Origin of the sequence: Aetokthonos hydrillicola CCALA 1050 (genome assembly GCF_017591665.1) — a bacterium.
Taxonomy (GTDB): domain Bacteria; phylum Cyanobacteriota; class Cyanobacteriia; order Cyanobacteriales; family Nostocaceae; genus Aetokthonos; species Aetokthonos hydrillicola.
Genome location: NZ_JAAKGC010000011.1, coordinates 19,438 through 32,201, shown reverse-complemented (window position 1 = coordinate 32,201; position 12,764 = coordinate 19,438). Strand labels below are relative to the sequence as shown.

Annotated in this window: 3 protein-coding genes and 1 pseudogene; 2 read left to right on the top strand and 2 right to left on the bottom strand. The window is 39.5% G+C overall.

Annotation, left to right across the window (positions count from 1 at the left end):
• Nucleotides 1-66: 66 nt before the first annotated feature.
• Complete coding sequence (locus G4P69_RS07925; RefSeq protein WP_208349161.1) at nt 67-2,733, bottom strand: two-partner secretion domain-containing protein; 2,667 nt, start codon at nt 2,731-2,733, stop codon at nt 67-69.
• A gap of 427 nt (nt 2,734-3,160) precedes the next feature.
• Here G4P69_RS07925 and G4P69_RS07920 point away from each other — a divergent pair, with 427 nt between their 5' ends.
• The gene (locus G4P69_RS07920) at nt 3,161-5,332 is read left to right on the top strand and encodes a ShlB/FhaC/HecB family hemolysin secretion/activation protein (RefSeq protein WP_243902906.1); all 2,172 of its coding nucleotides are present in this window, start codon (nt 3,161-3,163) and stop codon (nt 5,330-5,332) included.
• A gap of 118 nt (nt 5,333-5,450) precedes the next feature.
• On the opposite strand, the gene G4P69_RS07915 is transcribed toward G4P69_RS07920, so the two are convergent.
• Nucleotides 5,451-11,264 carry a trifunctional serine/threonine-protein kinase/ATP-binding protein/sensor histidine kinase gene (locus G4P69_RS07915; RefSeq protein ID WP_208349158.1) on the bottom strand — a complete coding sequence of 1,938 codons (5,814 nt, stop codon included), beginning with the start codon at nt 11,262-11,264 and terminating at the stop codon, nt 5,451-5,453.
• A 636-nt stretch (nt 11,265-11,900) separates the two neighbouring features.
• On the opposite strand from G4P69_RS07915, the pseudogene nifH reads away from it, so the two are divergent.
• Nucleotides 11,901-12,659, top strand: a pseudogene (gene nifH, locus G4P69_RS07910) (nitrogenase reductase); the annotation flags it as partial.
• Nucleotides 12,660-12,764 lie beyond the last annotated feature (105 nt).

The window sequence follows — 12,764 nt, the reverse complement described above, 5'->3', positions numbered from 1 at the left end:
CTGTACAAGTTAGGTTCGCTTAGGGGAACGTACCTCCTGCATCTACGAGCCTCAAACCAACTTTTTTTAGCTATCATGACAAGCAGCAGGTGTAAGCAGGGGTTTATGGGATGTGACTGTAGGTGGAGTAGCAGTTAGTACCACATCACCATGCTCATCAATTACCCATCCTTGAGCTTCTATCAGTGAATCTGAAACGAAAGGAGCATTTCTTTCAATGCTAGAATTAGTATCATGTTTACTTGGCTGATTACTGTTAGGCGATCGCTCAGCAGTAATGTTGCTTAACTGACCCCAATCTTCAAGCAGACTCTCACTACTGACAGCTTCTCTGGGAGTCGGTGGCAATCCTCCTTGTCCTGTAATAGTAAATCTACTCTGTTCATTTGTCATATGACTTCCATTTACTGGACAAACTTGAGCAATTAGCCTACTCGCCTCAACGAGATTTGTAGGAAGTTTGACTAATCCTTGAGTCGGGTCAGTATTAGGCTGTGTTTTTATTTCCACAGTACCAGTTAAACTAGGATTTTCCCCTCGAGCACTGATTATACTATTACTTGAGCGGAGAATACCCTCCGTATCGATGATTACCCTACCTCCTGTAGCTCTTACCGCATCTGATGCGATAACGCTATTATCCAATAGAACCAAATTATTGCTTTGAATACCAATATCACCACCATTACTACTATAAGTACTAGTCACTATCCCACTACTGCCTCGTAGCAGTATAACTCCTGCCCTAATATCGATACTACCAGCTTCCGTTGAAGAAGCTTTTGAAGAGGTTGAGAGGAAGTTTGAAGAGATAGTAGCACCATTAGTGCTGTAAGTGCTGTTGAGCAAAAGTTTTTCAGTATTTATGATAATATTCCCTGCTTTTCCCTCCGTTTCGGATTGAGCAACTAGTCGAGCATCATTGGTTATCGACAAGACTCTACTGTTGATTGTAATATTACCTCCATTCCCTATTCCTCTATTAGTACCTACAAGACTATATACATCACTACCTTTTCCACTAAAAGTAACTGTATCACTAGCTTTAATAGTTACGTTACCCGCATCACCTTTTCCAAAAGTCGCCGTAACCAATTGACCAATACTACCTGCTTGAACTTGTGGAGGGACGCCGGTCACAGTCAGGGAGTTGGTTGTGATGTTGATATCTCCACCTCTACCTACCCCTCCTTTTTCTAACCTGCTAAATATAAAACCTCCATCAAAAGTAACTAGACCCTGAGCATTAATATTCACATTGCCTGCTTTTCCCTGTCCTCCATTAGTAACACTGAGATTAAATTGTGATAGGTTATTTGCTAATAACGAGCCAGTATTAATGTTGAGAGTGCCACTATTCCCTACTCCATTTGGTAAAATAAGGCTAGTTATGGCACTGAAGTTAAAGGAAGCTATATCACGGGTGCTAATATTAATATTGCCCCCATTTCCTCTTCCAGCAAGATCCGTGACTAGTTGTGAATTATTTTTTAGCGAAAGTGAGCCTGTTGTGATGTTGATGTCTCCACCATTGCCTACAGAGCCAGAACCAGTAGGACTGAGTAAATAGCTATTATCAAGAGAGACAGCATCGCGAGCATTGATATTGACTTTACCCCCATTTCCTTGTCCAGAGGTATTACCATCTAGTGCAGCGTTATCAGTTAAGGAAATTGAACTAGCCGTTACATTAATGTTCCCGCTATTCCCAATAGCATTAGGATTCGCGTTGTTTTCAATCCTGCTCCCTCTAAGGGTAACATTTCCCATTGCATTCAGTGTAATGTCTCCAGCTTGGTTGCCAACCGCTCCCAAACCGCTTGTTATTCCGCTACTTAGAAGGCTAGCGCCAGAAATATTTATGTTACGTGCATTGATTGAAATACTACCACCGCTACTATCAAGCACATTCACACCCGATTTGTTAATTAAGGAAACATCAGATGGTATGACACCCGTGGGAAAAACAAAACTACCATTTTCTTGAAAGGTCACTGTCCCCGGTTCACTTAAACCTCCTAATTGAACATGACCCCCTGGCGCTTGTAATAACCCACCATCTAACTGGACATTCCCCCCTATTAGCGCCAAAGTCTTCCCTGGCTTGACTTGAAGACCTACAAAGTTCTCAAAGCTCCCAGCTGCACCATTCAACCCTAAAGATTGACCTTGTCCTTTTACAACAATGTTTCCTGGTTTATAGCCAAATTGTAAACCAATCGGAACATTTACAGTTAGTAGTGGTATGGTTTGAGGATTTGTTGCACTAAACTGAGTCCCATCACCAAATAAAAAGCTATCAGCTGTACTTGCGGTAAAAGAACCCCCTATATTCAAAGAGGCATTAGAACCAAACACAATTCCATTCGGATTGAGTAAAAACAGGTTCGCTGTTCCATTTGCTCTGAGTACACCGTCAATCTCTGATGCAAATCCTCCTGTTACGCGAGTCAAGATGTTACGAATGGCAGGACTATTATTGAAGTATACTGTGTTGCCACCAGGAACAGAAAATGTTGTAAAACTATGAAATAGATTATTTCCACGCCGAGTACCTCCCTCAACTAGGCTTGTGGTACCTTGGATGGTGACTGTGGAATTATTGCTTAAGGTATTATCAGGTTTGATTTGTGCTAGGGCGTAGTTTTCAAAAGAATTAATTGCGATTGCTAAAAAAGCAAAGCAGGTCAATTTCTTAGCCCATATCTTTGAGCTTCGATATATTTGTTTCATCTGAGAACTAGCCTTCTTTTGATATTAAGAAGCATAACTTAATTTAATATCCAAATCATTTAGAAAAAAATACTAAAAAAGTAGTATTTTTTTACTTCAATTCAGATAAAATAGTTACTAAACTAATATATCTGAGAATTAGTAGCTAATTTTTTTATACTTTCACAACGATAACATAAACCAAATGAGTGTGTAAAGGTTAGTTAAAAAAATCCTAAAACGGTGTTATTAGCAACATAAAAATTCACAATAAACTCAAAAAAGTATTTTCTTGTTGAGATTTATAATTTGTAGTTCCTTACTATATAAAGTATAAAAATAATTGTTGATCAAAGAAGCTGTTATGAACTGCATTCCTGTTTTGGAGTAAGGAGTAAGAAAATGAGGGCTATCAAGGTTTTTACACCTCAAGAGACGCGCCCACCAAATGAGACTGCTATTACTCAGTTACCTAAACTTTATAGCTCTGTTTTCACCTGTTTACTTTGGTTTTACTATGTTGGGTAAATTGCATCAAAAATCAGGTATCGTTTATAAAAACTGGTATTGCTTAAGCTTAGTTGTACTTCCTATTGCAACTACAGATAAACCACTGCTAGCCGAAGTTACTCATATAATACAAAAAACACATCTACAAAATGATAGCTGTTCTGACAAGGCAGAGTGCAGTCCCAATGAAACAAGTTTCACCGGTAATCATGACAAAGGAAATATTCCCTGCTCCCTCTTTCAAGCTAGAAGCCAAGAGGCAGAACGTTGCGTTGATGAATTAGACCGAAAATGCCTAACTCCTATCCGCCTTGCACGTAAGGGGTACTCACCACCTATAGATTTATCTTCTGTAACACAGAACAAAATCTGTTACGAGATGCATAAACCGAGGAACGGCACGTCCTTGTTTGAATCTCACGTTTTTAACCCAAGTATCGCCCAGTCTTTATCTACCAAAAATTTCAATTCTCAGAATACTCAACCACCTTCCACAGAGCCATTACCAGAACCAGTATCACCCTCACACCTACCACCCCCAGAAGATCTGCTAAAATTTCCTCCCACCAGTCCTTTGACCCCTGAGCAAATTCCATCTGGTGTAGTTCCAGAAACTATCACTGTTCAAAAGTTTCAAGTAATAGGTAGTACTATCTTTAGTGCTAAAGATTTCGAGAGTGTTACACAAAGCTATACAAAACGCCCTATCACTCTAGCAGAGCTTTTTCAGGTATCCAGAGAAATTACGAACCTATATGTGAAGAAAGGATATATCACGTCTGGTGCATTTCTTCCACTACAGAAACTTCATGAAGGGGTGGTGACAATCCGAGTGGTCGAGGGGAAACTAGAAGATGTTAAAGTAACTGGTACTCGTAGGCTTAATTCAGGTTATGTACGTAGTCGTCTTGCTACGGCTATAGGTAAACCTGTGAACCGCGATCGCCTGTTACATGCTTTGCAACTGTTGCAGATCAATCCTCTAATTCAAAACCTATCAGCAGAATTATCTGTTGGTTCCCGTCCAGGAGTTAGTTTACTAGAGGTAAAGGTTAAAGAGGCAAAAACTTTTACGACTTCGATTATCTTAGATAATGCGCGATCGCCATCCGTTGGCAGTTTTCGCCGTCAAGTCGCTGTGAACGAAGCCAATTTACTAGGATTTGGTGATAGCATCAGCGCTGTTTACACTAATACCGATGGCAGCAATACTCTCGATCTTAATTATACCATACCTATAAATTCCAATAATGGCACTCTTGCCTTTAATTTTGGTACTTCAGATAATAATGTCATAGAAAGACCCTTTAGCGCTCTTGACATTCAATCCAACTCGCGATATTACGAACTTACATTACGACAACCAATAATCCAAACACCAGATAAAGTATTAGCATTAGGTTTCACTGCAACTCGTCGCGAAAGCGAAGCCAGCTTCTTCAACGGTGAAATTCCCTTTCCCGAAATTGGTGCAGATGCGCAAGGAAAAACTAGAATAACATCTGTGCGTTTTTTTCAAGATTGGACACTGCGTAACAGTCAGCAAGTGTTTGCTCTGCGTTCTCAGTTTAGTTTCGGGCTTGATGCTCTCGATTCTACAATTAATGCAAAACCTCCTGATAGCCGCTTTTTTGCTTGGAGAGGTCAAGCTCAATGGTTACGTTTGCTAGCTCCGGATACTGTTCTATTGCTTCGGGGTAATATCCAAGTAGCAGATCGACCACTTGTCCCGTTTGAACAATTCAGTTTGGGTGGTATAGATAGTGTTCGGGGCTACCGCCAAGATGCTTTATTGACAGATAATGGTTTTTTTGCATCTGCAGAAGTCCGAGTTCCTATTATTCGCTTCTCCCAAAGCAATAGTCTTCTACAGATAACCCCTTTTGTTGATTTTGGCACAACTTGGAATGTTTCTGATACGCCAAATTCCAGTCTCAACCGCAGATTTCCTAATACTTTAGCATCTGTAGGGTTTGGATTACGTTTGCAACTGCAAGATCGGTTAACAGCCCGCTTAGACTGGGGTATTCCCTTGATATTCTTTCCAGGAGAGAAAAATACATGGCAGGAGAATGGCTTATACTTCTCTATAATTGGCAATGCATTTTAAATGTGGATTGAGGGATGTAGTTGGGATTTGCTAGTAGAGAAGCTTTAAAGGATGAGAAAATATAAACACGTGAAATAGGGATTGTTCGTTAACTTCCTATTCTAGAAATTTCCGAAATTCAGAGTGGAATTTCTAGAATAAACTCTGTTCCTTCCCCCAGAACTGAGTTACATCTCAATTTTCCACCATGGGTTTCTTCAACGATTTGCTTCGCGATCGCTAAACCCAACCCCGTCCCCTTACCTACAGCTTTCGTCGTAAATAAATGGTCAAATATTTTTTGTTTGATTTCTTCACTCATCCCGTGACCATTATCAGCAATAGAAATTTTCACTAGATTATTTTCAACTGCTGTTGTAATTGTAATCCGGTTGGGATTAGCTTTAATTTCGTCAAAAATCCTTCCCTTATTACATTCATCCAATGCATCAATAGCATTTGCTAAAATATTCATAAACACCTGATTTAATTTTCCAGGGAAACATTTAATAGCGGGTAATTTACCGTATTTTGTGATGACTTCGATGGCGGGGCGTTCTTGATTAGCCTTAAGACGGTGCTTGAGAATGAGAATAGTACTGTCAATACCTGAGTGAATATCGAAAGGCACTTTATGGTCTTGATCAGCACGAGAGAAAGTACGTAAACTAGTACTGATATTGTTGAGCCTGTCAGATGCTATTCTCATGGAATCAAGCATTTTTGGTAAATCCTCTAAACTATATTCCAAATCTATTTCGACCGCATGCTTAAGAATTCCTTCAGTTTTATCTGGGAAACTTTCTTGATATAGTTTTAAGTGTTCAATAATATCAACAATAGAGGTTTTAGTCTGTTGCAGACTAGCAGAAATAAAACCCAAAGGATTATTCATTTCGTGAGCAACACCAGATACTAAGTTACCCAAAGCAGACATTTTTTCACTTTGGATCATTTGTAATTGAGCTTGCTGTAAGTGAAGCAATGCTTGTTCTAAATCGAGCGATTTTTGCTTTAGGGCAATTTCAGCTTTTTTCCGAGCGCTAATATCCAACAACAACCCATCCCAAACTAGAGTGCGATCGGCAAGTTGTTCAATTACAGATTCGCCGTGAATCCATTTAACGATTCCAGATGGTGTGACTATTCGCCCTTCCCAATTCCAGGGAGATAGAGTTTGAATTGAGTTGGTAAGTGATTTTTGGTAGCTAGCTGCATCATCTGGATGTATCGTATCTATAACCAGCTGCACATTAGCCATCGCTTGCTCTGGCGTAATTTCAAATAAGTCATAACAATCAGCACTAATGTACGGTAGAGACATTTTGCCATCAGGGAATATGCGGAATTGATAAACAACACCAGGAACGTTATCTACTAAGTTATGGAAGCGAGAGTTACTAGCGTTCAACGCATCAAGCGATCGCTCCATCTGTTGAGCATAGTGCTGTTTTTTCTCATACAATAGAGCATTTTCCAGAGAGATAGCTGCTTGAGAACACAGTAGATTCAGTAGTTCGATACGATCACTTGTAAAAGCTTCTGTCACCAGATTGTTTTCTAAGTACAATACGCCACGCAACTTCCCTTGATACAAAACCGGACTACACAAGATACTCTTAGGTTGCTGACGCATGATATAAGGATCAGTAGCTAAGCTTAGATCAGCACTAGCATCACTCACCACAATAGTCTTTCTACTATGCTTAACTTTGTAAATTAGTGTCAAAGGAATATCTTGGCTTTCTTCAATGAGAAGACTTTGCAACAAGACTGGTTGAGATCCCTCAGTAATTAACCCTTTAATTAATAGGCGATCATCTTGTGAGAGTATTAACACACATTTCTCAGCTCCTGCATTTTCTATAAGGATCGAGAGAAACAATGACAGTAGTTTTTCCAGTTCGATTTCACCGGAGATAGCATGAGAAGCTTTCAGAATAGTCGCTAAGTCGAGAGAATACGAGATACTGGTAGAGAGAAAAGTTCCCGTTGTGGAGAGAGTTTCGTTGACTAAAACAGTACAGCGGTTCTGGTGAAGAATAGGAGCCAACAGTTGTGGGTAGCAGGTTTCTAGGTGGGTGGCTTTGGCTTTGGCTCCCCAGCGAGCATAGCCGTAGTAGGCTTTAATCATATAGTCTTGGGCTAGATGCTGTCTGCCCCAGCCGAGGTAAAATTTAGCGGCGAGTTCATTGGCAAGTGCTTCTTCTTGGGTATATTCGTTGGCTTTGGCAAGAGAAATTGCCTTGTCGTATAATTCTATGGCTTCCGCTTTTTTTCCTAATACTCGACATTTTTCTGCTTCGATTAAATCAATTTTATGTTGATAATTCATAGGAGCATATTGCGCCCAGTGTTGTAGTTGAGTTTGGTTCTGCTCTACCCGTTGAAATATCTGTGATACTTGTTCTAATTGCAAATTCAAAGCTGCTATAGCAATCAAGGAATCATAGAAATAAAACGCAGGCTCGTATACTAATCCCTTAGCAGCAATTAAGTAGCGACTGCACTCAACAGTATGGTTTTGCGCTTGCTCAATTTCTCCAAATAAGTAATAGAGCATAAGCTTATATGAATGGAAAACACATAACTCACTTACATCATTCTCAGACATTAGCTGCGGCAGAATTTGTGTCTCTTGCACCGCTTCCCCAGACAAAATGCAAGGATCCGCCCCAAAACCCAGCAAATTTAATGCACACTGCCAAGAAAGACGACAAAAATTGGCTAGTCCGGCTTGGTTCAGTTGTATCAACCCATTGTAGTAAGCACGAGCATTCTGCTCTAAGGTAGCAAGAGGCTGATTACACCAAAAAGAAGCGTTACAAAAAGTACGGGCGTGATACCCAGCAAATTTCATGCTGCCAACTTCTAGACCAGTCACGTAGCCTTCTTGAAAGAGAGGGAGGATATCTTTGATATGAGATTTGCGGTGGAGAACAAAACCTCCCAACACCAGAAGTACTTCTGGTTTAATAGCTTTAGCGTCGAATTTGGAGATGATTTGAAGTGACAATTGACCAAACTTTGTTCCTGTATCTACATCTTGGAAAAGATTGCAGAGAATGAACCCATAGTTAACGTAACTAAATGCAGAAGTTCCTGTATTTCCATACTGAATGGATAATTTGACCGACAACGCCATCAGTAATGGACATAATATAGAACCAGAGTTGTAGGCTGCTGGGATGAGACTACTAGCAATCTGGATAATTGCCAAGATTTCCCGATTTGTCATTACAGGTAAATCAACTAAATCTGCAATTTCTTTATCTCCTATCAATTCCTTAATCTCTTGAATCGACTGTTGAATATCTACTGGTGTAGGTGATTCAGGAAAAGTTACGCCAAGCTGTTGCAGAAGTTTCTGTCCGATATCAAGGGCTTCTACTATTTTATTCTGAAAGATGTAAGACTGAATTCTAGTACAGTAAAGATTAACCTTTTCTAGTAGAGAGTCTGCTTGTTCAATAACGCTATTAACCAACCGTTCCATCACTTCAAATTCGCCGCATAAAGAAGCGATCTCTGCTGCCAATTCATGGAAAGTAAGGCTTATTTCATATTGTTGTTGCCAAGCGTGCTTTCCTAACAAAGATAATCCAACTGTAGCATATTCACCCGCAGCTTCATAAGCAGTGGAATTTTTGGCTTTGCGACAAGCAATTAAATTAAGTTGTGCTAATTCATATCGTTGTGTTTGTTCGGTAATTAAAGTAATTCCCTGATTTAATTGATTAACTATTTCAAAAATTCTCTCTCCTCGTGCTGCTAATGAAATTTGTTGCAGCAGTAGTTGTCCAATTTGGTAGTGAGTTGTCTGTTTTTGATCGTCCGGAATCAAAGAATAGGCAGCTTGTTGAATGCGATCATGTAAAAATTTATATTTAGCTAGTTGCTTATTAATATTTTTTAGCGGAAGTTGCTGATTATTCTCTCCGTGATAAAATTTATAAACATCACTGATTGGTAATACCAATCCTTCTTGTAAAGCTTTCCATAGACAGACTGATGTTTCTACCTCTGATTGTTCTGAAACAATAGCCAAAGTGGCGATATCAAACTGATTGCCGATACAAGCAGCTAATTGTAATATCTTTTGAGTAGATTCTGGCAATTTTTTTAGTTGCAATGCCATAAAGGCAAGAACATCATCTGTAACTGCTTGTTGATTAATTTGTGAAATGTCGCATTTCCAACATCCTAATTCAAAGTCGAATTCAATCAGTTTATCTTGGTGTAATGCTTTAAGGAACTGAGTTGTATAAAATGGATTTCCTTGAGTTTTTTGGTAAACCAACTGAGAAAGATTGGTCGCCAAATTTTCTGAACATTTTACAGTATCGGCAACTAACTTATTTATTTGTAATTGATTTAGTGGTGTTAGAGTAATTGTATTAATCGTGAAGAGTGTTTTTTCAATTTCACTCAAAGTTAACATTAATGGATGTCCTGGATTAACCTCGTTATCACGGTAGGCACCAATGATGAAAAGATGCCCGGTATCAGCCATTAATAGCTCCATTAATTTCAGGGATGCTGAATCTGCCCACTGCAAATCATCTAAAAAAATTACTAAGGGATGATCAGCATTGGGAAAAACTTGGGTAAATTTTTGGAATAAAAAATTAAATCTATTTTGTGCTGCTGTTCCTGATAATTCTATCGCTGGTGGTTGTTTACCAATAATGTTTTCCAATTCTGGAATAACTTCAATAATTACTTGACCGTTTTCGCCAAATGCTGATAATATCTTATTTTTCCATTGAGCTAACTGAGTATCATTTTCTGTTAACAACTGCCCCATTAAATCTCGAAATGCTTGCACAAAGGCACTGAAGGGAATACTGCGTTGAAACTGGTCAAACTTACCTTTGATAAAATAGCCGCGTTGTTTAACAATTGGTTTATGTACTTCGTTGACAACTGCTGTTTTTCCAACGCCAGAAAACCCCGCAACTAACATCATTTCAGTTGACCCCTGGCTGACTCGCTCAAATGCTTGTAGGAGGGTTGATACTTCGGCTTCTCTGCCATAAAGTTTATCGGGAATGAGGAAGCGATCGCACACATCCCTAGTTGCAATTTCAAAAGATTTTATTTCCCCAGTTACTTCTAGCTGCTGTAAACAATTTTCTAAATCGAACTTTAATCCTAATGCATTTTGATATCTATCTTCAGCATTTTTTGCCATCAATTTCATGACAATCTCACAAAGAACTGCTGGAATCTCTCCTTTCCGGCTGCTTAACTTCTTTGGGAGTTTTGCCAGATGAGAATGTACCAACTCCATTGGATCATTAGCTTGAAAGGGTAACTCTCCTGTGAGTAACTCGTAGAAAGTTACACCGAGTGAATAAAAATCTGTACGATAATCAATTCCGCGATTCATTCTCCCTGTTTGTTCGGGAGATATATAAGCTAATGTTCCTTCTAAAACCTTAGGATTGACTAGTATTTGGGTTTCTCGTGGTAGTAAAGATGCAATGCTAAAGTCAATTAATTTAACTTGTTTGGTTTCGGGATTAATTAATATATTGCTCGGTTTAATATCTTTATGAATAATATAGTTGCGGTAGAGTATATCTAAGGTTTCGCACAAAGCGATCGCTACTTGTAAAAATTCCTCTAGAGACGCGACATTCTGATTTTTGGCGAAATAATCTTTGAGAGAAACTCCCCCAAAGTCTTCCATGACTAATATATAGACATTTTGGTAGGTTTCAAGACTATAGGTTTGGATAACTAGAGGTGAGTTGAGATTTTTTGCAATGGTGTACTGATTGCGAAACAACAAGAGTTCATGGAAGGTGGGATAAGGATTTTTCAGTAGTTTTATCACTACTGATACTGAGTCGCTTTCTCGAACTGCTCGATAAACCAGCGTTCTAAAACCATTGTACAGTTCTTCAATAATGCCATATCCGGGAATACTGACAAGAGTACTAACCATATTGCGCTCATCATAATAGTTTCTGCATCTAGTATTCCCGGACATATCAAATCATCTTTAAGCCAGAGCCAAAATTTACACAGTCTTAAAAAAGACACCCTACCACAGTCATAAACTAGGGAGTAAGGTCTTCCTGCTACCGCTACATTAATCCTCTCCAAAATTGGAGAGGATTACGGACAACCTTAGAAAAAACCCACTATTCCACTCCCAAAAAATACCTGGACATTTCCAGACAGGTGCGTTTTTTCGCATCCTCTCCTAGAAGTCTACATCCCAAACTGGGACAAAGGTTGTCCGATATGTACCGGGTTCATCCCAACCCTCTGTTTTGCAAAATCGGTATGCTTCCACAGAATTGTTCCTCACCACTTAAAATTTTTAATTCGTAAGAGTTTCGGGTATTATAGTCAATTTATCTATTATAATAAGTCAAGTTTGAACAATTATTGTTTCTGAATTCTTAATATTTTTCTACTAAACGGGGAAGAACAAGTTAAAAGCTCATGCATTTTTCTGACATTATTGTGGCGCAAGTAGCTTGTCGAAGATAAAACTTGCAAGAAAACGTGGAGCCTGTCTCCCTTTAAAGCGTTGAGAATTTCTATTCCCAGAGATATACTGTGCCAATATTGTAAAGCTGACTCTACTCGTTTGATGCTGCACAGCAAAGCTCAAACAACTGTACTACACCTAGCTGCTGAGCGGGGTGCTGTAGAAGACCTCGAACTGGAAGAAGTGATGCTAACTGGTTTCCGGGGTGTGAAGTGCGTTGAATCTGGTGGTCCAGAACCTGGTGTAGGTTGCGCAGGTCGTGGTATTATCACCGCTATTAACTTCTTGGAAGAAAACGGTGCTTATCAAGATGTAGACTTTGTTAGCTACGACGTATTAGGTGACGTTGTTTGCGGTGGTTTCGCTATGCCTATCCGTGAAGGTAAAGCACAAGAAATTTATATTGTGACCTCCGGTGAAATGATGGCGATGTATGCTGCTAACAACATCGCTCGTGGTATTCTTAAATATGCTCATACTGGTGGTGTACGCTTAGGTGGTTTGATTTGTAACAGCCGGAAAGTTGACCGAGAAATCGAACTCATCGAAACCCTAGCTGAACGCTTGAATACCCAGATGATTCACTTCGTACCTCGTGACAACATCGTTCAACACGCCGAGTTACGTCGTATGACTGTTAACGAGTATGCACCTGATAGCAACCAGGGTAATGAATATCGCACATTAGCTAAGAAGATCATCAACAATACAAATCTTACCATTCCTACACCTATTGAAATGGACGAGCTAGAAGCATTGTTGATCGAATTCGGTATTTTGGAAGACGATTCTAAAGTTGCTGCCAAGATTGCTGCTGCTGAAGCTGCTACTGCCAAATAAGTAATGTGTTGGGTGGGTAGAAGCCCACCTTGATTAAAGTCGCAGGGGGGACGGCTTATTACTCACCCTTATCCCCTCCCTCTTACCAGGAATTCACCAGCAAGG

Excerpts from the sequence above, each read along its gene's own strand:
- G4P69_RS07925 (WP_208349161.1), bottom strand. The coding sequence starts at position 2,733 with ATGAAACAAATATATCGAAGCTCAAAGATATGGGCTAAGAAATTGACC.
- G4P69_RS07920 (WP_243902906.1), top strand. The coding sequence starts at position 3,161 with ATGAGACTGCTATTACTCAGTTACCTAAACTTTATAGCTCTGTTTTCA.
- G4P69_RS07915 (WP_208349158.1), bottom strand. The coding sequence starts at position 11,264 with ATGGTTAGTACTCTTGTCAGTATTCCCGGATATGGCATTATTGAAGAA.